The sequence below is a fragment of the Pontibacter saemangeumensis genome, assembly GCF_039541895.1.
Lineage (GTDB): Bacteria > Bacteroidota > Bacteroidia > Cytophagales > Hymenobacteraceae > Pontibacter > Pontibacter saemangeumensis.
In genome coordinates this window covers 1-20,697 of record NZ_BAABHC010000024.1, presented here as the reverse complement: position 1 = coordinate 20,697, position 20,697 = coordinate 1, and the positions used below count along the sequence as shown (strand labels likewise).

The window sequence follows — 20,697 nt, the reverse complement described above, 5'->3', positions numbered from 1 at the left end:
AAGTTAAACCTTAAAACTTATCAAAAAGGCCTTCATGCATGTTTTGGAAAATGTGATGCATTTTGAGTAAAATACCAAAAAATCCCCAAATCCATTAGAGTAAAGCCATGAAAACCATTTCAAAGAGGTTGAAGAAGATAGAGTTTTTAAAGCTTCCATCAACTCAGCTTTTTCTTTTGCTGTATAAATATCCCAAGCTAAACAATCAGCTTGGCGGCAGGCAAAAGCTGATCGTTTCTTTTTTAAAATAGTTAGGTCCCAACCTCTTTGTTGATAGGCGGGCTCCAGTATTTCGTCCATTACTTTCTGAAGCCCCTTTATTTCCATAAGCTTACGCCGCTGTCTAACGTTACCTGCGTCTACCCAGACTCTGTAATAGGACAGGGTCTCATTTAAATAAATATTACCGAAGCCAGCTGCCGCAAGAGCAGCAGACAAGTGATAGTCTTCTACGTAGTCAGGCCTTTCAGTTACATAGCCTACTTTGACCAAAGCTGATCGTCTAAACATAATAATGTTAGCGGCAACTCTATACCCGTCTTTAGCTGAACGTAATGCATCTATACCAGATTGAAACCCTGAGCTTCGAAATAAAATCCTTTTATTTAATAGCTTTCCTTCCTGATCTATCTCTTGTACTGCGGCGTGCGCATAACCGGCATCAGGATATTGTAACAATAACTCACCTAACTTTTTAACATAATTTGGAGACAAATAATCATCCGAATCAAGCCTTATAACAAAATCTCCAGTTGCTAAACGAAGACAATAATCTGTATTACCAGAAATTCCAAGATTGAACGGTTGTCTAACTATTTTTAAATCAGAGACCTCCTTAGCGAGATTAGTCAAAACCTCGTAAGTCTCATCTGTACTACAATCATCTGACACAATAACTTCATAGGGTGCCACTGTTTGTTTGAAGGCGCTGCGAACTGCCTGAGAAACAAATTGAGCTTGATTGTATGTAGGAATACAGACAGAAACTTTCATAAATGTTTCTAAATAACCATTAAATAAATTTTAAAAACTTATTGCATTAGTATGTCACTATAGCAAACTGGCTTTGATAGTGTACCTATAAATTGATCTGTTACTTCAAACACTTTATTTCTTATAGGAGGCATCTTATTTAATGAGAAACACTCTTCTATATTTCCAGCAGTATATGCTATTATACCTGGGGGTTCTTTTGTACAAGCTATTTCATCGGGCTGCCACTGTTTAGATACACAAATCACAGGAAGCCCATGTTCTAACATGGCTGCAACTGTACCACTTTTCTCTATCAGAGTAACCGGATTAGTAGTTATCCCAATTGAAGCCTTAAATAAAACTTCCGAAATTTGCTCTGCGGGTAATTCGCCTAATGCGTTAACTTCTAATCCTTGTAACCTCCAAAGCGTTGCCCAACGCTCCCGCTCCTTGCCGCCTATTCCTAAAATAGTAAGACAAACTTTAACCCTTTTATGCTTCGAATATAAAGCAGCCTCCTCACAAAAGCGTTTTATAGGAGCTCCAGGATGTATGGCTCCAAAAATAACCAATGATATAGTATGCTTCTTTAATCCAGGAGCTGACCGTAAAAAATTCACATCCATCCTATCGTTGCTGATCAAAGGAATGTTAGAGAATAAAGGAAGATAGGCGGCTTTAAAACCAAGTTTTAAGAGTTGAAGTTGATAAAGCTTGGTTTGCGTATGCACTACAGATGGCTTTAAATTATCAAGCAACAATTTTATCAACCAACGCTGAAGTCGCCCCCATAAAAAATGTTTCAGATCTGAACTTATTTCCATCCCGACCCATAATTCATGGAACATTATATGCCAGCTTCTCCCTTTTCCTAATGTCTTTAAATTTTTGTTTAGACTATATGTTATTCCCTTATTGTGAAATGCGAAAGGGACAAATTGCAGACTAAGCCATTCTGGATCAAATTTATCAATCCAAACTTTTGCGCGTTTATAACGAATTCTATTTGGCCATACAGCCGGAACTCTTAATGTAGGCAGAACAATACCTTCAAAAAATTGATTAGCTATAGTCTCTTCATATACGAAGCAATCATTAAGAGCTACAGCGGCTGCTTCATTTCCTCCATTAATCAACCCTGCTGCAAGTCGGCGAATATAATCACCAACACCATCTCGACCGATTTCAAGTGAGCCGCAAATGAAAATAATTCTCACTTGAACCCTTGTTTAGTGGTTTGTAATTTTAACACACATTTATCAATAATATGAAAACATTTACTTACGACTTCTCTCAGAAGTGGGTAAGGTGGTTTTATCAATGTTTTTGGAACACATACATAACTTTGTTCATCTGTCTGCATCTGGAAATTTTCCCAATCAAATTTCCAAACATCATCAAACATAAAGCGGAAGGTACCATATCTCTCAAATAGCTTTAAGCATTCATAGTCGTACCAGTAATGTTCTGAATGATTAACTTCATGCATATCAATACCTTGTTCCTCCCAGTTTTTAAACCAAGCATGATTTGACGCTTCATGTCTACTTCCCTCCTTAGAGAAATCCATGTTTGAATTATAGTGCCGTAGTCTGAGTCTCAAACTTTTTGTCTGGTTTATATTCTCCAACATACTGTACATTCGCTGCTTAGAGGCTTGCGCATCTAACCGTATCAATGCGTAGTGAAGGAATTTTATGTCTTCCAAATAAATTTTGTTGGCATGCAAAGGTGTAGGTATTCTTGTGCTATGAATGACTGAAGGCTTATGTTCTGCGCCATCATCCACATAGCCTAGAGGCCAGCCTCCAGAAAAGTACCGAATGACTAAAGATGTATTTTTATAGAACGTTGGTTTTTCGAAATACAGAACTGTACCAGGGCTTGCGCTAAGCATTCTTGTCCAATCCTTAGATAGCATGGCATCAGCTGCTAAAATTTCATCTGCATCTATTGCTATCAGAATGTTATTAATTCCAAACTTAGTCCTTGCTGTGTTCAAAAGTAACAACTGCCTCTCAGCTTCATCGTATTGAGGGTTGTTATTTAAGATAAGGGTAACCTTTGGATATTTAGGATATATTTCAAGCGATCCATCAGTTGAGTTTTGATCAGCAATAATGATATGATCAGCAAAAGCACTACATACTTGCAGAAAGCGATCAAGTATCCAAGCCTCATTTTTAACAGGTGTAAGTACGATTATTTTAGTCATAAAAAAACTTCATTTGAATGTCTCACATCTTATCCTCTGCTGTAAAAACGACTAATAAATTTCGCAAGCGATATACTAAAGAGTTTAAAGGAGATATAAGCCGTACTATGATTATTTAAAGGACTGGAAGCATAATTCCAAAACATTCTATCGGCTATTGTGGGTGGTTGACCTTTTAATGCAGATAATATGAAATTTTTTCTCCATGGCTTTGAGGAACCTACAGCATGAGACATTGTCCATCCACCTTGAACAAAATCCATACCTTCCGGTCCGATCTCGCTAATAGACACATCTGCACACATAGCCGCAACATTCAGTGCATCTTGATCAAGAAAACAAAAAGGATATGTCTTATCAAATGACCAAATTCGCTTCGGATCTACTTGATAATCATTTATAGCTACATTGATAAAATGTGCCCACAATATTAAAAAGCTTTTATTTTCCAATGTAGTTCCACAAAACCCTCCATTGATATATGAAAAAATTTGTCTTCTAGTCCTGAAATGGTTCTTAATAATAATATTTTCCCACTCCATCCTAATAGGATGAGTTGGAGGCTTGTCATTATGTACCTCCTCGTGCACCAAAGCGACGCCATATTTTATCCATTTCTCATAAAAGTCCCATCTACACTTTACAACAATGTCAGGATCAAAGTAAAATATGCCATTTGAATGTTTTCCTAAACCATTAATAAGGCGGAGCATAAATTCTGGCTTGTAGTTTGTGAGATGAAAATCTGTATCTATTGGAAGGAAGTGTAGATTTAGTCCCTCACAAACGTTTAATGTTCTACTGCCAGGCCACTGTAGTTGAAAGTCTATTTCTGCCAAGGAGGCCCAATTAGGTAGTCCCCCCCGATAACCAGCATATATCGAGCCCCGAAAGCCATTTTGATACAAAGAGTTTGCTAAGGCTGCTACACCATAATGATAGTGATTCTCAAAAAGTGTGCATATGATTGAATGCATGAGCTATTTTATGATTTATTATATTATCAAATTTTATCTATAGTGAATATTTTTAGAATACAATAAGTACCATTAATTAGCACTTGTACAGTATTGATGAATATAGTAAACATCAATGCTCCTTTAAGAGTCGACACATCCACTGCTATTATACCTAACACTATTGCCAGCAGACTGATTGGAATAGAGATCAGTGGATTTATTGCCCAGCCCCTGCTTGTAAAAGCGCTAAAGAATGTACCAGCTATCAATCCAAGGCAGCTTCCAATTATTGTCAAGAAAAGCTCAAACTTCAGATTTAGATATTTTTCTCCTAATACCCACAGCATCTTTGAAGGAAAAAGCAATACGCCACTCAAGATTAAAGCGCTTACAAGCACAACAACTCCAGTTATCTGAACGATACGCTTTAAGAGCAAAGTGGAACTAGCAGTTAGTCGAGCAAAACGAGGTATGAAAAGAGTGTTTATTAAAATACTGATCAAACTTAACATAACAGCCAATCGGCCAAGTGCTCCAACTTGTGCAATAGCAGCAGTAGACCCAAAAACAGAGAGAAGCCATATTGTAATTTGGCCAGACAAGCAATAGTAAATTGTACTAGGTAATATTAATTTAACAAACGATAATATTTCTCTTCGCATCAAAGGACTACTGCTTTGGTTCCAGTCTGCGTATCTTTTAGATAGGTTAAGCAGCTTAAGGTTTCCCCCTATTTGTGGTAGACCAGCAGCAAGTAGAGCTACAAAAGCCCAAGGAAAAGCAAAAAGAGTAAGTGCCAGAAGTAAAAAGCGTCCAATATTTATACCCACTTGAATTTTCTGAAGAGAGAATATATCCTGCCACAGCTTTGGGGCGACTTCTAACAAATTTCCAGAAAGTGTTGAAAAAAAAGCAGGAACCAGTGAAGCTACTATAAGTAGAGACATCAGCCAGCTCGCACCATGTCTACTTAGCAAGTAAAATAGAATAGGTGTTGCAGCAACTAAACTGATGGTTGCAAAATTTCTCCTTAACTCAAGACCTGTTATCAGCACTGTTCCTAATTTTTCATTGTTCTTCCAAACTTTTCCACCCTGCGACATTACTCCTGTGGAAACTCCACCGTCAGCCAGAACAGTCATAGTACCAAGCATAGCGTTAGCTAAGGTGTATAAGGCATATTCCTCTGTTGGCAATAGCCTGATGATTAAAATACCGCAAGTGAACCCAATAGATTGTACTATCACTTGAGCTGACCCTGTTATAGTGATCAACTTTCCCCATTCTCGGGCCCTGGCGTAACTGGTGCTGGAGTATACTTGCTGACCTAATACCTTCATTACAATACCGCTTTGGATAATCGGCTCAAGCGCTTCTTAGCTTATCGAGGATATCATTTTTTTATCAATCGATTTGCCATAGCCATACCCATAACCATAGTTGTTACTATTGCCCTTTTTTGCGGCATTCATTACTATCATCGGGCGGCTTAGTTCTCTTTTCTTATATATATCATCAATAATTTTAATTTGCCATTTGAGTGTGTAATTATATCTTACAATATAAATAGTTGAATCAACAAAGGCGTTTAAACTATAAGCATCGGCAACTTGGCCAACGGGAGCACTGTCTATGATAATATGATCAAAGTTTTCTTTCAACTCATTTATCATATTTGCCAGCTTTGGGGATAACATAAGTTCAGCCGGATCAGGAGGGACTGGGCCCGAACTTATAACATATAAGCCTCTGTACTCTTTCAAAGGCTTAATTATTTCGTTAATAGCTATTTCACTAGAAATAAGATAATTTGATATTCCTAATCCTGCAGTTAAACCCAATTGTTCTGATAACTTAGGATTTCTCAGATCTAATTCTATTATCACAACCTTTTTTCCTGTTAATGCCAGACTTGCTCCAATATTGATACTGAAGAAAGTTTTCCCCTCACCGCTCATACTAGATGTTATCAATATCGTTTTGTTTGCTCTGTCTACTGCTGCAAAATTTAACTTAGTTCTGATAAGTCTAAACATTTCAACAATCGGATACCGACTACCCTGTGTTACGATAAGGCCATCGTAATCACTGTGTATAAGTTCTCCTAGTATAGGGGTAACAGTAAGCTGCTCTACGTCTCGTTGAACCTGTACTTTGTCGTTCAACAAATCCTTAATGAATATCCCAGCGAAAGGAATTCCCAGACCGAGTAACAAGGACATCAAATAAATAGTCTGCTTGTTTGGGCTTATAGGATAATCCGTCGCCAATGCCGGATCAATTATCCTTGAGTTAGAAATGTTTGCTGCAAGGGATAAGGCAGACTCTTCCCGCTTTTGGAGCAGATAAAGATATAGATTTTGCTTAATCGCCTGTTGCCGGTTTATTTCCAGTAGTTCCCTCTCCATAGAGGGAACTTTACTTATCTTAGTTTTATACTGACCTGAGCTTGCTCTGAGGCTGTTACTAGTGATAGTCAACCCTTTCTTAATGTTGCGGAGGTTTTCAATTATGTTTTCCCGTAGGTCTTGCAACTGCTCATTTATATTTTGCACTAAAGGATTGTTAGGGAATGCATTTCTAAGAATTCGTTCACGCTCCAATTGCAACTCATTAAACTTTTCTATCAAACCAGTTAAGGTTGGGTCTTGAATAGTAAGCGTACTGGGCACCATTTTATACTGGTTCTGGCTACTCCTCATGTAATCTTCAATTGACTCCAATATATCTATCTGTATAGCCCAATCTGATAGCTTACTGTTATAATCATTAGCTTGAGACAGATATTGAGTAGCCTGCATACTTACATCTGTCAATTCATTATTACGCTTATACCGCTCTACATCTTTCTCCACTTCTGATAACTCAGTAGTTATGTATTCTAAGCGATCGTCAAGAAAATCGATCGTACTTGCAGCTTTCAGGTTTTTATCCTCAATTGCTTCCTTATTATATACTTCAATTAATTTATTTATAATGTGTTTCCCTTTTTCTGGCAAAGCATCTACCAAGCTTATACTTAGAACACTTGCATCTTCCCTTTTCGGGTAGATCATGAGCCCATTGTTATAATGCTGCGCCACACTTTTTACATCTTGAAAACCAACTATAATTTTTTTCCCTAAAGGTACATCTGCAGAAGACATCCCTGTTGCAGTCACTACCGTGAACTTAGCATAAGGAGTGTTGATCTGCTGTCCGAATTTATGCTTTGACAGTGTACCATTTTCGTCTTCAAGTTCATATAAATTTGCAGATCGAATATAGATAGCAACTGATTTACCAAAAGCAGTTGAGTCTGACTCACTTATTATCAGTTTGATTGGCACGTCTTTTCCATAAATTTCCAAATCATTTACACGTCCCTCAACATAATAACTTGTCGACAGCCCTAATTCACTTACCACTCGATGCATTAGACTGATGGATGATAAAACCTCTATTTCATTGTTGATGTTTTTTGAGGAATTTATAGCACCTATCTCCCCTAGGCCACCTGCATCAGAATCATTTTTTTCATCTTTTAAAAGTATTGTACTACTAATGCTGTACTGAGGGGTAGTATAGTACAGGCAGTACAAATAGGCAGCGCTAAGACCTAATATGCCCCCTAAAAGAAACAAATACCAGTACTGCAAATACCTGCTCAGGATTTCCTTGATGTTCTTAGCTTCAGGCTGCTCTGATTTCAGCGGAAATAGTTCTCTCTCACTCATAGCATGTAAAAAAATTAAAACACCTGAGTAACTAACAATGTCACCACTGATACCAAAGCAAGTCCTATTGATAACCCGTATTGCACATTACTTCTACCTGGGCTAACTTGAACTGCTTTTACTTTATCCGGCTCGACATATATTATATCGTTTTGCTGTAAATAGAAATAAGGAGAACTTAGGACCTCTTTGCTGTTTAGGTTTACACGGGTAGTAATCCGCTGCCCTTCTTGCTCCCTGATGATTAATACATTTTCTCTTTTCCCATAGGGTGTCATATCACCAGCAAGCCCTAATGCTTCTAATATATTTATCTTTTCGCTGGGGACACTGAAAGTAGAAGGGTTATTAACCTCGCCAATAACTGTAATTTTAAAATTTTGGAATTTTATAATTACGATAGGATCTTTGGCATACTTCCCTATTACTGAAGATAGTTTTTCTGTGGCCTCTTCTTTGGTCAATCCTGCTAAGTATATTTTACCTAAAATTGGGTAGGTCACATAACCCTTGTTATCCACTAAATACCCTTCACTCTTTGTAGATGCCAGACCACTATTTGTACCTCCTCCCGTTTGAATAACTCCTCTATTAAACAGGATGTTTGACTCTGCGCTCAAACTTGTAACAGTAATGTCTAAGAGGTCATTTGGTTGAATTCTGGGCTCGATGTTATTTGTTATATCCTCCGTGTTAGTCTTTTGTTCCTGCAAGTCACTTAGGTAGGTTAAGTTTCGTTGGGAACAAGAGGCAAAAATGATAATACAGAATAAGAACAGGGCTCTGATTGTCATAGAATGTGGTGTTGCAGCCGTTTTGGCTTATATAAGGAGTCATGAACTGTATTTACGTAATAAAGTAGAAAAACACACGCTTTTAGTATAATTTAATTTTAACAATTTTAATCTGCACTAAATACATACGAATTAATTCACACCTTAGATAATATTTTTTAAATAAAATTTTTTATTGTCAAAACAATATAATATATAACAGATTCCTATTGTTCTGTAAATGCCATGAATAGATGGGAAGATAAAATCGGTAATAAAGGCTTAGCGGTTTAACTATGTTTTTGTAGACGAGAGTATTTCAGATATTAATATATCTTATTTATTTTTTACCTGTTCATCATGTGTTATGTTGCCAAAAAAACTTTTACAACCTTGAGACTTGCACGACTTTAGTTACCTTTAGTTAAACCAGTACTCCGGATCTTGAAAGAATTAAAGCACTAAAGCTTTCGGGGTAAGCATACCCAAGAATGTGTCTATTACATAAGTTACTTCTTCCCGCCCCATGGGAACATATAATGGCAGAATAATAGAATTATCCTGAAGATCTTCAGAAATTGGCAAGCTTGTATTCTCCTGAAATTTTCTATAGGCAGTTTCCCTGTGAGAGGTCATGATGCCTCTTCTGGTTGCAATGCCCTTATCCAGCAGTTCCTGCATAAGGGTGTTTCTCTCGACAGGGCAGTTCTTTCTGAGATATACACAAAAAGACTGGTAGTTACTATAATTCCCTTCGCTCTCCAGTGGCAGGCTGATAAAATCTATATCTTTAAAAGCTTCATGATAAGCTGCGGCTATTTTTCTACGCTCGGCCACAATCCAATCCAGTTTCTCCAGTTGCTTTATGCCTACAGCAGCCTGTATGTCTGTCATGCGGTAGTTGTAGCCTACTTCTACATGATCTTCGAAGATTATTTTACTGGCTTCATGCCTTACTCTATCATTGATAGACATGCCGTGTTGCCGCAAAAGCCTTAACCGCTTATAGTAGTCTTCTCTATTCGTTGTGATCATACCGCCATCACCAGTTGATATCACTTTTCTGGGGTGGAAAGAAAAGCAAACTAATTCTGAATGAGCCCCTATCTTTTTATTTTTGTAGACCGAGCCGACCGCACAGGCGGCATCCTCAATCAACTTCAGGTTGTACTTCTCGCACAGTTCTTGGAAAGCATCAATGTTGCCAGGCATGCCTATTTGGTGCACAATTAAAATAGCCTTGGTTCTATCTGTAATTCGTTTCTCAGTATCAACAGGATCAAGGTTATAGGTTTCCGGCTTCACTTCAGCAAAAACCGGGGTTGCTCCAACGTATTTGATTGCATTAGCTGTAGCAATGTAGCTCATAGATGGACAGATAACTTCATCGCCTGTACCTATGCCTGCAACAATCATAGAGAGGTGCAAAGCTGTTGTACAATTAGAAACCGCAACCGCATATTTCGCACCTGTATACTTCGCAAATTTCTCCTCAAATTCCTGCACTTTAGGCCCTTGTGTTATCCAGCCCGTCAGGATGGTGTCATAAGCAGCCTGTGCTTCTTCCTCTGTTAAATATGGTTTGGCGATAGGTATCATATGCTTAGGGCTATTGTTTTTTTCTTTTTGAAATACCATTGACTTAATTCTTTTAGCCCTTCTTCTATATTCACTGTTGGCTCGAAATGTAGAAGCTCCTTTGCTTTGGAATTATCTGCTAGTCTTCTGCTTACCGGGTTAATTGAGTTTTCCTCTCTGTATTCTGGCTCAAGAGCTGAATTATTTACCTTGAGCATGGCTTGAAGCAACTGTTTTAAGCTGGTTTCTTCACAATTGCCCACGTTGAATGCCTGGTCCGTCACATCCGAAACCAAAGCGACTATATTAGCCTTTGCAACATCACGTACATAAACGAAATCCATAGTAGTGCTCCCGTCTCCGTAGATTAAAGGTGCCTTTCCTTCATGAATACAGTCCAACCACCTGATCATCACCTCCGTATACTTGCCATCTGTGTCCATGCGGGCACCATATACATTGAAATAACGAAGCGCCACATAGTCCAGGTTGTACATGAACTTAAAGCTCCTGAGCAATTGCTCCCCCCACATTTTTGCGCCTCCATAGAAGGTCTGGTTATCGTAGGGGTTATCTGTCTCTGGTGTTGGGAAGTGCTGCGCCAACCCGTACACGGACGCGCTGGAGCTATAAATCACCTTTTTTACTCTATGCTTTGCACACAACTCAGCTAAGTCAAAAGTAGCTTTAAGCATCACTTCAAAACCATCCCTGGGGTTAGCTGCGCATGCATTTATGCGTAGGGCTGCCATATGAAAAACATAATCAACCCCTGTAACACACTTCTCCAGAAGCACAGTGTCTCTTATATCCCCCCCTACAAATTCTACTATCGGGTTTTGAATAAAAGAAGCCATGTTATCGAAGCTGCCACGAATCAGGTTGTCGAGAATAACGATTTTTGCAGGTTGGCTTTTTAGTAACTCTTCCACTACATAGGAACCGATGAAGCCAGCCCCCCCGGTAATTAAAATGTGGCTGTTCTGTATCTTGTTATGCATGTGCTTGGTTGTTTATACTCAGAATAATGATTCCACTGATGATGAGCAGGAAGCCTATAAACGAATACAAGGATAACCTGTCCTGAAAAAGATAGTACCCGACGCCGATCGTCAACATGAAGTTAACACCAGTTGCAATAGGTATGATCAATGAAAAACTGTTTGTCGACAGTGCCTTGAAGAATGCCAGCGCTGAAAGGATGATTAAGAGGAAAGCCAAAATAAAAGGTAGATTGAGCATAAGCTTTAGCCACTCATTAAGAGATTCCAGGCTTTTACCTTTCAGCTGCCACTTAATCAACGCTGCTCCCGAAACATTGAAAGCCGCATAAAGCAGGATGTATAATATCGTTTTAGTCATTTATATGGCATCTACAAGTAACCTATTGCCTGGTTTTGCTTCTAATGTTTCCTCCACAATTTCATCAATCACAAATACAGGTCTTTTTCTACTTGCATCAAGGGTACGCCAGAGGTATTCTGCAATGATTCCAAGAGATATGTTTGTAATTCCAAATCCAACCATCAGAATTGATAACAATGCTGGCCAGCCACTCGCTAAATCGTCAAACATGATTTTCCTGAACACTATATACCCTGTCCACAAAACCCCTAATAGAAAGAACATTATACCAACGAAAGAAACCAAGCGAATAGGGGCAAATGAGAACGCTACGAAAGAGTCTATGAGCAACTTTATTTTTTTGGAGAAGGTCCACTTTGATTTACCAACTAATCTTACGCGCTTATCGTAGGTTATGCCGGCCTGTTTAAAACCTAAATTAAGGATTTGAATAAATATAGAAGAATTGTTTTCAACGTTGGTGTCTAAACAGGCCTTAACTTTCTTACTAAACATAACAACGTCAAACCCCTTTTTTGGAAAATTAGGAACAGCATACTTTCGCATCAATGTGGCATAGGCTAAAGAGAAAACTTTTTCGGCTTTGGATACAGCAGTAGAATTTCTAAAGGCCCATGTAATGTCCACTCTTTTACTATCTATCTCTTCGAACAATTGACTGACTAAGGAGAGCGGGTCCTGAAGATCAGCGTACATGAAGGTAATATAGTCTCCTTTTGCTCTCAATATACCTGCTCTTAGTGCAGCATGGGAACCGAAATTTCTGGAAAAGCTGATTATCTTATAGGAGTAGGAAAGGTGTGGTGCTTTCTTGAGTCTATGCATAGTGTCATCTGAAGAACCATCATTCACAAAAATAATCTCTGTAGAGAACCTCGTCTCACGCTGAAAGTATGCGTTTAGCTCAAGCACCAAATGATTGATAGTTTCTTCTTCGTTAAATACCGGGATAATAACAGATACCATTGACATAGCTGAATATTTTAAAGCACCTCATGATTAATATGTGCATTCAGATCTCTAGCAGGATTGCCTACCATTTTCGCACTGCCTGCAACATTTTTAAGTATGTTACTTCCTAAGCCTATCAGTGACGAATCGCCTATGCTTATACCGTTGATGATATTCGTGCCGCTCCCGATGTAGCAGTTTCTGCCAATTGAAGTTCCTCCGGCCACAACTACATTGCTTCCGATGAGTGTATATTCGTCCACTACTGTATCGTGGTGTATAACTGAATTAGGCAGCACACAAACATGGTCGTTGAGTCGGGCATTACTGGTAAGTACAACACCAGCCATTATGAGGCAATTAACCCCTATTTTTACATTCCTGCCGATGGAGGCGCTAGGGTGTATGGCTTTTATATACCTGTTAGTATCTATACCTAATGAACTGATAATGTCATTTCTTCTCCGGAAGGAAGAGGGGCTCCCGGGAACCGCAAGCACATAAAGATCATTGTATTGATGTAGTATTTCCCTAGTATAGATGTCGTACAGGTTTGATTTCTTCGATGGATCATCATCTACAAAGCCAACAAGTTCATACTCATCAAAGCTGATGCAGTCCAACGCCTCAATTCCATTGCCATTGAAAGGAAATATGACCAGCTTTTTTTTAGGCATTCCTATACGCGTTTAGTACTCCTATTACATAGCTAACTTCCTCTTCCGCTAACTCGGCGTACATAGGTAAAGAAAGACAATGGCTTGCCAGATATTCTGCATGAGGGCAAGCCCCCTCTTTGTATCCAAGATGCGCATAAGCCTTTTGCAGGTGACAAGGAACGGGATAATGCAGGCCAGGGAAGATGTTGTTCCTATGAAGGTAATCTGCAAATCCATCTCTGTCTTCAGTTGTGACCACAAACAGATGGTATATCGAATCAGACCACTCCGGCTGACTCTGTAGCTGGAGGTGTTGATTTTGTATTTCCCGCTGATACCGCTTCGCTATTTCTTTTCTGCGGTTATTCCAGCCTTCCAGGTACTTTAGTTTCACATTCAATGAAGCTCCTTCCAGCCCTCCCATTCGCATATTAAAACCAACCTCATCATGGTAGTACCGCACCGTGGAGCCATGGTTTCTTAGGCTTAGCAGATGCTTATAGTATGATTCATTTTGGGTTGTGATTCCTCCAGCTTCCCCACACGCTCCAAGATTTTTACCAGGGTAGAAGCTAAAACAAGCCATTTCTCCAAAGCTGCCCACCGGCTTCCCCCTGTACCTGGCCCCCTGTGCCTGAGCAGCGTCTTCTAATAAGTACAGGTTATATTTCTGGCAAACCGCCTGCAAACCCTCAACATCAAAAGGTTGACCATACAAATGAACTCCGATAATAGCCTTTGTCCGAGGTGTTATTTTATCTTGAACTTTAGCGGCATCTATCTGCCAGGTATCAGAGGTACAATCCACGAACACAGGTACGGCTCCAGTATAAGTCACACCCCAGGCTGTGGCAATAAACGTATTAGCCGGAACAATCACCTCATCACCTGCTCCTATCCCTAAAGCAAGCATAGCCAGTTGTAAGGCAGAAGTACCGTTGTTCACACCTACTGCATATCTTGTTCCGCAGAAAGCTGCGAAGCTCTTCTCGAACTCCTCCACAAATGAGCCGCCCGAAAATGCAGTTGCCTCATACACCCTCTCAAAAGCTTCGAATATCTCCTTTTTAACTTGTTGATGCTGCCCCTTTAGGTCGAGGCAGGGTATTTTCTCCTGTGTTGCAAGTGCTTCCATTTTATAAAGGGATTTAATCAGCGTATTTCATTATTCTGGCAGGATTGCCAGCTACAATAGCATTTTCAGGCACATCTTTGGTAACCACTGACCCAGCCCCTATGATAGCTTTTTTCCCGATCCGTAAACCGCAAAGAACAGTAACACTGGAGCCTATAGATGCCCCCTCCTCAACAATTGTTTCAACGCAGTTCCAATCCGATTCCGACTGCAGCGAACCGTCTTCGTTGGTTGCACGGGGAAATTTATCATTAATGAAGGTAACATTGTGGCCTACAAATACATTGTCCGCAATGTGTACTCCTTCACAGATGAAAGTATGACTCGATATTTTGCAGTTCTTGCCGATAGTAGCTCCCTTCTGTATTTCTACAAAGGTGCCTATTTTCGTACCGTCGTCTATACTGCATCCATAGGCGTTAACGAAGCTATAGATTTTCACATCCTTACCTAATCTTACATTTTGTAAGCTTTGTTTGTCATTGTTTATTGTAACTAAATCCATATAATTAGATTAAAACTTCAACCACACGATCCGTAAAAGGCACGGAAGAGTTTGTTAATACTACCTCTCGGCCACAATTTTTGATCGACTTATTTGAAGCCTCCAGTATCCTGACTACATCCAATCCGAGGTGATAGGATGATATGGGCTCCCTCTTATTCTGAATACACGATATAAAATCATTTGCCATACCAAGAAGTGCCTCGGTAGTTTCAAGCTTGGGAACATGTATATCCCCTGTTCTATAATCAACTAAAACTCGTTTCTTTTCCTCATCGGTTGAGTAGCTATACCCGGTATCGTATACTTTTATTTTCTCTGTAATCTCTAAATCGTTGTATAAAATCATCTTCTGATCTCCTCCTATCAGCATCATTCTCACCTTAACAGGGCTTGTCCAGGAGCAGTTAAAATGGGCTATGAATCCGGAGGCATAGTTTACTGTGAGGTAGGCAATGTTTTCTATGTTGTTATTAGTGTGAGTGATTCCAGTAGCGTTTACACTGTAGGGGCGTTCATCTACAATATAATTAAGAATTGATATGTCGTGAGGGGCTAGATCCCAAAGTACGTTGATATCAGATTGAAATAAGCCTAGGTTGATCCTTGTAGAATCTATATACTTGATATTTCCCAGCTCCTGGCTATCCACTAGTTGCCTCATCTTCTTAACGGCACCAGTATATAGAAAGGTGTGGTCTACCATCAGAAGCACGCCCTTCTGCTCAGCCAGATTTATAAGTAATTCAGCCTCCTCTACAGAAGATGTCATCGGCTTTTCGAGCAGAACATGCTTCCCCTCCGCAAGTGCTTTTCGGCCTAAGGTAAAATGAGTGGAAACAGGGGTTGCAATAACCACAGCATCAATGTCTGGATCATATATTATCTCCCTTGCATCTTTCACCCCCCTGATGGATGGGAAGAACTTCTCGAGTTGCTGCAACCGTTCAGGGCGTGCATCTGCCACTGCTTTTACACAGCAATCATTTGCGGCGTAAAAATTCCTTACCAGATTAGGCCCCCAGTACCCATAGCCTATTATTCCAACATTTACCATAGTTTGTACTTTTTATAATTTGAAACCATGTTCAATGAACAATAAAGAAGTTTTGCGAAGAGTAATTCTTTATTACAAGCGAGTTTTCAAGTTTCTATACTGTTCCATTGTTATTATTTCAAATGGATATTTCCTGATTTTTAAACGGCATTAAGTTATCGTTCCACCACCTATTGTGTCTCTTCTGTTAAAGTGGATATGCGTTTATTCCTTACAAAAAGTCTATATGGCCCATAAGGCTTTCGAAAGATGGAATAAAGGTTACGAATTCTTGATTCATTAGTAGTTTTGCCATCAAAAGCTTCAGAGGGCTTATCATAGAGATAAATGGTTCCTTTATCAAGCCATCCTTCCTCTAACATTACCCATTCAAATTCCCCCATAGGTTGTCTCATTATAGCATAATCCACACGTGTTAAGATCTTTTTTAACATATCTGTATTAAATGGGTTGTTATACGCTATGTATGCTCTATACATCTTCCACCCTAAAGAGCGTCCGGAATAGTAAAATTCATAAGGTATGAGAACCCGATGTTCTCCTGAACCTATCATGGATAAAGCTGCCTGATGAACTAACTCTCTCTTTCTCTCTTGCTGAGTATCGAAAGCCAAATAGGTACGAACCCCAAGAGAGAGGCCAACTGACCAGAAAAGAAGAGCTGCCAAACTTCCCATTCTCAGCCATTGAGAAGAAGACTCAATATTCTTTTGATGGTATAGGCTTCCAATATAAGCTAAGAAATAGGGCAACAAGTACTGTACACGGTTTATATAAACAAGCGTACTTATCATTAAGATGAGTACAGTCAGGATGGCAAGAGTAAGACTCATTTGCCTAAACTTAAAGAAAACTAACAAAGCTATTAGCACCATTACAGGAGTGTACTTCAAAACTCTTAGTAACTCCACGGCGTTATTCAAAATAGTTAATTTTTCTTGCGACGACCCTCCGTGTGTGTTAGCCTTTAACCCTTCTAAGGCATTTTTGTATTGAGACAAAAGTTGCGAAATTATAGGTAATAGCAACAACAAAGTAACTACGACTCCTCCTGCTATAAAATATAGCACCGGCCTATATGATTTCTGAAAACTGTAACCACCGTTAACATTCTTTTTCAAGACATCAAACAACTCAAGGGCGATGAGAGGGAATAAAAACACGGCAGAAGGCCATGTAAAAAAGGCTATAGTTGCCAGTCCTCCTGCAGATAGCAACCGAACATGCAAAAGACTAAGTTTTGATAAGTAGTTGCCGGAGTCGCGGAGAATCCAGCAACTACTTAGGCATAAAGCCATAGGCCAGCCATCTATTCTACCTATGGTGAATGCCTGCACAAAAAGGGGGTCTAGTAAAAAGATTAGGCCAAGCAGGATTGCTACATTTGGGGAAGTCCTTCTGGCTATTAGCCAGCCTAACAAGGCAGTGGCAGCTGCAAGCGCCCCAATTAACCCTGATACCCGCGGGCCATACTGTCCGCCAAACTCAAAGGAAAGTTCTTGTAAAACAGTGCCAACATAAGAAAATAAGTATACTGGCTTTTGCTGATCAAGCATCCAAGCTATGGACCAATCTGTTTTCGGATCTAAGATAACTCTACCAAGGTCCAGGTTCATAAATTCATCTGAATGAAGATAAGGACCTGTACCCATTGTTAACAAGAAAAAAGGAGAGATAATACCTATCACTAATAACCATATCCACCAAAACCAACGGCTCAACTTAACATCTGTCGGCAGGGTTACAACTGACGTACCATATGATGTAGCTAAATTCTCTCTTGCTGGTATCATAAAAAAATATATGCTAAGTCAGTGGCAAGCCACATTCAAGACAACAAAGCTGTAAACACAATTTTTTGATTAATTAGTACAAGTAATTTGCTTTAAATATTTTTAATAAACAATTTTAAATTGGTATAAGTATATAAAAACCATGTAAAGGTTTCGTTTGGCAATGATGATGACTAATACAATAGGAGTTACGCATAGTTTTGAATGAACTCTCTCTGCACTTTCAGGAACAGCTTTCTCTGCAGGGCGTAGACATTCTCGATGATTTGGTCCTGGCTCATCCACACCAGCCTTTGAAATGCCCTGAGCACGCAGAAGATGTGGTTCTTGATGGCCTGTGTGTCCCTGACAAAGAAGTGCTGTGCGTGGCACTCCTGCTTTAGAGTCCGGAAGAACTCCTCCACATGCCAGTGCTGCGCCTTCACCTGCTCAAAGACCTCCCTGCTTAGTTGCCTGCACTTCTCCCTGTCGGGCAGGTACATGGCATAGTGTCTCACGCGGCCTTCTTTGTCTACTGTCCGAAACACTTTCACGAAATCAAAGCCTTTCAGATGCGTCAAGAGCCCTTGCTCAGGGAAAGCCTCTATTTGCCTCACCTGCTCATGGCTGCCGGGCAGGGAGGAGACGATGCGGTTGGCCTCGAGCCCGATGAGAAAACCCACTTCCTTGTCTCTAAGGAACTTCAGGTTCTCCAGGGAGGCGTACCAGCTGTCGGCGCTCACCCAGGCAGGGCGCAGGCCCCATTCATAGCATTCCTTCACCATCTGCTGGAAATAGTCATGCTTGCTTTTCCCCTCCCGGTGCCGGTACAACCGGAAGTTGACCGGAAACCTCAGACCCGATGGGTCGGTGTAGAAAAGGGCGATCAGGTTGATGCCCTTCACCGTCCTGTGATGCCTGCCTGACCAGAAAAAGCCCACCAGCTCTGTAGACTGCAATTCCGAGAAAGGCTTGTCGAGCACCGAGTCATCGGCCGACAAAGTGCCGCCCTCCAGGCACAAACCCGCCTTTACGGCCTCGAAGAGCTCTTTCCCTGTAAAGTCGTTGCTCAGCAGAAAGCGGTTTGTCCCGTCATGCGACACCTCCAACACCTCACTGGCCTTCACGCAACTTACCTTGCGGGGCTCACTCAACAGATAGGAAATATAGTGGGCGGCTTCCATGGCGTTTTAAACATATCTTACGAATTAATAGAACTTTGCGTAACTCCTAATTAATTCTTATAACAACAATTTATAGAGAGCGACAAAACTTATCTGAAAACCATACGGTGATGGTACAAAACGCATCAAGTTAGTTAAGAGCCCTATAAGCCAACTTCCATATAGCCATAAAACGCAGAGAGATAGGCGAGCCAGAGCGCCTGAGTCGCTTTGTCAAGTCCTTTGAGAGCCACAGCCAGGACTTCAGAGGGTTAACCCTAAAGCTGCTCGAGTCAGGGCAAACGATAGAGCAGGTGAGTTTGCTTACCGGCGTGAGCCCCTCCACCCTTTATGAGTGGATAGCGCACTGGAATGCAAAAAAGAAGTTGGCTTAGTTAACCGCCAGGGCCAGGGAGGCGGCGCTAAGCCACGCTTAAGCAAAGAGCAGAGGCAGCAGTTCAAGCACTTGCTCCAAAGCCAGGGAGGCTTCTACACCATTGGCCGCATGCGCCAGCTGGCCCTGGAGTGTTTCGGGGCAGGCTACGGCAGGCGGCAGCTGCAGCGCCTGGCCATGGAGCTGAACATGTACTGCTACAAGCCCCAGCCACGGGACTACCGGCAGAGCGGCGGAGCCTGTTGCAGGCTCAAAGACAGAGTACAGGCTGTGGCGGACGTACTGCGTATGAGAGGCAGGGACTTAAGCAGGCTGTGTATTAGTTTTGCCGACGAGAGCTCGCAGCAGCTCTACGGCAATACGGCCAGGCTGTGGTCCTTTGAAAGGGGGCTTGTCAAGCAGGTGAACACGAACAGGAAGAAACTCCATTGCTTTGGCTTCTATGCCCTGAAGGGCAGGAGCGTGCATCGCTCCATCGGCAGGGGGAACCAGCGGACAATGCGGCAGATGCTCGAGGCCATACGAGCCGCCAACCAGAAAGCAGAAGCGATCGTGGTGGTGTGGGATAATCACCGGAGATATCTTTGCTGGAAGAAAAAAAGTTAGGTTGTGGTCGCTGAAAGGCGCTATAGGCAAGCTTTTGGGTAACACGGCCACAGACCCTTGTTCCCACTATCAGCGTCTGAAGCGGTGGCTGTGGTCGGGCAAGAAAGACAAAAGCCTGTGGGTGGGCCTGCTGCAGGCGGCGCTGGGCCTGCTGGAGAAAAGGAGCCGGTTGCTCATCCTGGACGGCAGTAGCTGGAAGTGGGGAGTCAGGAAGTATTACTTCCTCACCCTGAGCGTGCTCTACCAAGGAGTGAGCATCCCGCTCTGGTGGCAGGAGCTGGCGAAGCTGGGTACCTCCAGCCAGTGGCAGCGGTAAGTGATGCTACGGGTGGTTCTAAAAGTATTCCGGCTGATGGGCAAAGTGCTGCTGGCAGACAGGGAATATATCGGCACCAGGTGGTTTGATGCGCTGCACAGAGCCGGCATAGGCTTTGTCATCCGCCTGCGCAAGGGCAATTACCAGCAGCAGATAGAGCTAAAGGGAAAGACGGTGGGCAAGTTGGAGAATAAAGCCAAAGCGCAGGTAAGCAAGCTGGTATGGAATAAGCTCACGCTGCAGGGGCACGGCTACTGCTATGTGCTCAAAGCCTACAGAACCAGAAGCGGCAAGCTGGCTTTTCTGCGCCTGATCACCACCCTTACACCAGCCAGGGCCATGGAGAGCTACGGCTGCAGGCACAGGATAGAGAGCATGTTCCGCCACCTCAAAAGCAACGGCTTTGACCTGGAGAGCCTGCATGTGAAGAAGGAGTATAAAGTAAACCTGATGATGGCCCCCTAATACAGGCTTACTGAGGTGTGTCGAAAATGACGGACAGTAAACTTGCTTAGCGGTTATAAATATAATGGTTCTTTTCATAGTTCATCGGGCTCT

General features: G+C 41.3%; 20 protein-coding genes. 3 read left to right on the top strand and 17 right to left on the bottom strand.

Going from position 1 to position 20,697, the window contains the following annotated elements:
• Nucleotides 1-3: 3 nt before the first annotated feature.
• The 17 genes from ABD920_RS18185 to ABD920_RS18105 all read right to left on the bottom strand — a co-directional run bounded on the left by ABD920_RS18185 (nt 4) and on the right by ABD920_RS18105 (nt 18,844).
• A complete protein-coding gene (locus tag ABD920_RS18185) occupies nt 4-993 on the bottom strand; it encodes a glycosyltransferase family 2 protein (protein ID WP_345160946.1) in 990 nt (329 codons plus the stop codon).
• Between the two features lie 38 nt (nt 994-1,031).
• Entirely contained in the window at nt 1,032-2,192 is a 1,161-nt protein-coding gene (locus tag ABD920_RS18180; RefSeq protein WP_345160945.1) for a glycosyltransferase family protein, read from the bottom strand.
• Entirely contained in the window at nt 2,189-3,190 is a 1,002-nt protein-coding gene (locus tag ABD920_RS18175; protein WP_345160944.1) for a glycosyltransferase family 2 protein, read from the bottom strand. Before ABD920_RS18175 ends, ABD920_RS18180 begins: the two co-directional genes overlap by 4 nt.
• A gap of 29 nt (nt 3,191-3,219) precedes the next feature.
• Nucleotides 3,220-4,167 carry a hypothetical protein gene (locus ABD920_RS18170; RefSeq protein ID WP_345160943.1) on the bottom strand — a complete coding sequence of 316 codons (948 nt, stop codon included), beginning with the start codon at nt 4,165-4,167 and terminating at the stop codon, nt 3,220-3,222.
• A 26-nt stretch (nt 4,168-4,193) separates the two neighbouring features.
• Entirely contained in the window at nt 4,194-5,489 is a 1,296-nt protein-coding gene (locus tag ABD920_RS18165; RefSeq protein WP_345160942.1) for an MATE family efflux transporter, read from the bottom strand.
• A gap of 36 nt (nt 5,490-5,525) precedes the next feature.
• Nucleotides 5,526-7,865 carry a GumC family protein gene (locus ABD920_RS18160; RefSeq protein ID WP_345160941.1) on the bottom strand — a complete coding sequence of 780 codons (2,340 nt, stop codon included), beginning with the start codon at nt 7,863-7,865 and terminating at the stop codon, nt 5,526-5,528.
• 14 nt (nt 7,866-7,879) lie between these two features.
• Nucleotides 7,880-8,659: a polysaccharide biosynthesis/export family protein gene (locus tag ABD920_RS18155; protein WP_345160940.1), complete on the bottom strand. Its 780-nt coding sequence runs from the start codon at nt 8,657-8,659 to the stop codon at nt 7,880-7,882.
• A gap of 432 nt (nt 8,660-9,091) precedes the next feature.
• A complete protein-coding gene (locus ABD920_RS18150; protein ID WP_345160939.1) occupies nt 9,092-10,276 on the bottom strand; it encodes a DegT/DnrJ/EryC1/StrS family aminotransferase in 1,185 nt (394 codons plus the stop codon).
• Nucleotides 10,234-11,217: an NAD-dependent epimerase/dehydratase family protein gene (locus tag ABD920_RS18145; protein ID WP_345160938.1), complete on the bottom strand. Its 984-nt coding sequence runs from the start codon at nt 11,215-11,217 to the stop codon at nt 10,234-10,236. The genes ABD920_RS18150 and ABD920_RS18145 overlap by 43 nt, the downstream gene beginning before the upstream one ends.
• Nucleotides 11,210-11,578: a hypothetical protein gene (locus ABD920_RS18140; protein ID WP_345160937.1), complete on the bottom strand. Its 369-nt coding sequence runs from the start codon at nt 11,576-11,578 to the stop codon at nt 11,210-11,212. Before ABD920_RS18140 ends, ABD920_RS18145 begins: the two co-directional genes overlap by 8 nt.
• Nucleotides 11,579-12,553, bottom strand: coding sequence for a glycosyltransferase (locus tag ABD920_RS18135; RefSeq protein WP_345160936.1), 975 nt, complete (start codon nt 12,551-12,553; stop codon nt 11,579-11,581).
• An 11-nt stretch (nt 12,554-12,564) separates the two neighbouring features.
• Nucleotides 12,565-13,209 carry a DapH/DapD/GlmU-related protein gene (locus ABD920_RS18130; RefSeq protein WP_345160935.1) on the bottom strand — a complete coding sequence of 215 codons (645 nt, stop codon included), beginning with the start codon at nt 13,207-13,209 and terminating at the stop codon, nt 12,565-12,567.
• Nucleotides 13,202-14,326 carry a DegT/DnrJ/EryC1/StrS family aminotransferase gene (locus ABD920_RS18125; protein ID WP_345160934.1) on the bottom strand — a complete coding sequence of 375 codons (1,125 nt, stop codon included), beginning with the start codon at nt 14,324-14,326 and terminating at the stop codon, nt 13,202-13,204. Before ABD920_RS18125 ends, ABD920_RS18130 begins: the two co-directional genes overlap by 8 nt.
• Before the next feature lie 13 nt (nt 14,327-14,339).
• Nucleotides 14,340-14,831 carry an acyltransferase gene (locus ABD920_RS18120; RefSeq protein ID WP_345160933.1) on the bottom strand — a complete coding sequence of 164 codons (492 nt, stop codon included), beginning with the start codon at nt 14,829-14,831 and terminating at the stop codon, nt 14,340-14,342.
• Between the two features lie 4 nt (nt 14,832-14,835).
• Nucleotides 14,836-15,888 (bottom strand): Gfo/Idh/MocA family protein, encoded by a 1,053-nt coding sequence (locus ABD920_RS18115; RefSeq protein ID WP_345160932.1) that lies wholly within the window; start codon nt 15,886-15,888, stop codon nt 14,836-14,838.
• 170 nt (nt 15,889-16,058) lie between these two features.
• Complete coding sequence (locus tag ABD920_RS18110; RefSeq protein WP_345160931.1) at nt 16,059-17,681, bottom strand: hypothetical protein; 1,623 nt, start codon at nt 17,679-17,681, stop codon at nt 16,059-16,061.
• 188 nt (nt 17,682-17,869) lie between these two features.
• Nucleotides 17,870-18,844, bottom strand: a complete 975-nt coding sequence (locus ABD920_RS18105; RefSeq protein WP_345160930.1) for an IS701 family transposase — start codon at nt 18,842-18,844, stop codon at nt 17,870-17,872.
• Nucleotides 18,845-19,178: 334 nt separating this feature from the next.
• Here ABD920_RS18105 and ABD920_RS18100 point away from each other — a divergent pair, with 334 nt between their 5' ends.
• Genes ABD920_RS18100 through ABD920_RS18090 form a run of 3 tightly spaced genes read left to right on the top strand, consistent with a single transcriptional unit; the run spans nt 19,179 to nt 20,604 of the window.
• On the top strand, nt 19,179-19,823 hold the full coding sequence (locus ABD920_RS18100) for a hypothetical protein (protein WP_345160929.1): 645 nt from the start codon (nt 19,179-19,181) through the stop codon (nt 19,821-19,823).
• A 1-nt stretch (nt 19,824) separates the two neighbouring features.
• Complete coding sequence (locus tag ABD920_RS18095) at nt 19,825-20,139, top strand: hypothetical protein (RefSeq protein WP_345160928.1); 315 nt, start codon at nt 19,825-19,827, stop codon at nt 20,137-20,139.
• A gap of 3 nt (nt 20,140-20,142) precedes the next feature.
• On the top strand, nt 20,143-20,604 hold the full coding sequence (locus tag ABD920_RS18090; RefSeq protein ID WP_345160927.1) for a transposase: 462 nt from the start codon (nt 20,143-20,145) through the stop codon (nt 20,602-20,604).
• The last annotated feature ends 93 nt before the right edge of the window (nt 20,605-20,697 follow it).

Excerpts from the sequence above, each read along its gene's own strand:
- ABD920_RS18185 (WP_345160946.1), bottom strand. The coding sequence starts at position 993 with ATGAAAGTTTCTGTCTGTATTCCTACATACAATCAAGCTCAATTTGTT.
- ABD920_RS18125 (WP_345160934.1), bottom strand. The coding sequence starts at position 14,326 with ATGGAAGCACTTGCAACACAGGAGAAAATACCCTGCCTCGACCTAAAG.
- ABD920_RS18165 (WP_345160942.1), bottom strand. The coding sequence starts at position 5,489 with ATGAAGGTATTAGGTCAGCAAGTATACTCCAGCACCAGTTACGCCAGG.
- ABD920_RS18145 (WP_345160938.1), bottom strand. The coding sequence starts at position 11,217 with ATGCATAACAAGATACAGAACAGCCACATTTTAATTACCGGGGGGGCT.
- ABD920_RS18115 (WP_345160932.1), bottom strand. The coding sequence starts at position 15,888 with ATGGTAAATGTTGGAATAATAGGCTATGGGTACTGGGGGCCTAATCTG.
- ABD920_RS18170 (WP_345160943.1), bottom strand. The coding sequence starts at position 4,167 with ATGCATTCAATCATATGCACACTTTTTGAGAATCACTATCATTATGGT.
- ABD920_RS18135 (WP_345160936.1), bottom strand. The coding sequence starts at position 12,553 with ATGTCAATGGTATCTGTTATTATCCCGGTATTTAACGAAGAAGAAACT.
- ABD920_RS18105 (WP_345160930.1), bottom strand. The coding sequence starts at position 18,844 with ATGGAAGCCGCCCACTATATTTCCTATCTGTTGAGTGAGCCCCGCAAG.
- ABD920_RS18090 (WP_345160927.1), top strand. The coding sequence starts at position 20,143 with ATGCTACGGGTGGTTCTAAAAGTATTCCGGCTGATGGGCAAAGTGCTG.
- ABD920_RS18120 (WP_345160933.1), bottom strand. The coding sequence starts at position 14,831 with ATGGATTTAGTTACAATAAACAATGACAAACAAAGCTTACAAAATGTA.
- ABD920_RS18155 (WP_345160940.1), bottom strand. The coding sequence starts at position 8,659 with ATGACAATCAGAGCCCTGTTCTTATTCTGTATTATCATTTTTGCCTCT.
- ABD920_RS18175 (WP_345160944.1), bottom strand. The coding sequence starts at position 3,190 with ATGACTAAAATAATCGTACTTACACCTGTTAAAAATGAGGCTTGGATA.
- ABD920_RS18130 (WP_345160935.1), bottom strand. The coding sequence starts at position 13,209 with ATGCCTAAAAAAAAGCTGGTCATATTTCCTTTCAATGGCAATGGAATT.
- ABD920_RS18160 (WP_345160941.1), bottom strand. The coding sequence starts at position 7,865 with ATGAGTGAGAGAGAACTATTTCCGCTGAAATCAGAGCAGCCTGAAGCT.
- ABD920_RS18140 (WP_345160937.1), bottom strand. The coding sequence starts at position 11,578 with ATGACTAAAACGATATTATACATCCTGCTTTATGCGGCTTTCAATGTT.
- ABD920_RS18150 (WP_345160939.1), bottom strand. The coding sequence starts at position 10,276 with ATGGTATTTCAAAAAGAAAAAAACAATAGCCCTAAGCATATGATACCT.
- ABD920_RS18110 (WP_345160931.1), bottom strand. The coding sequence starts at position 17,681 with ATGATACCAGCAAGAGAGAATTTAGCTACATCATATGGTACGTCAGTT.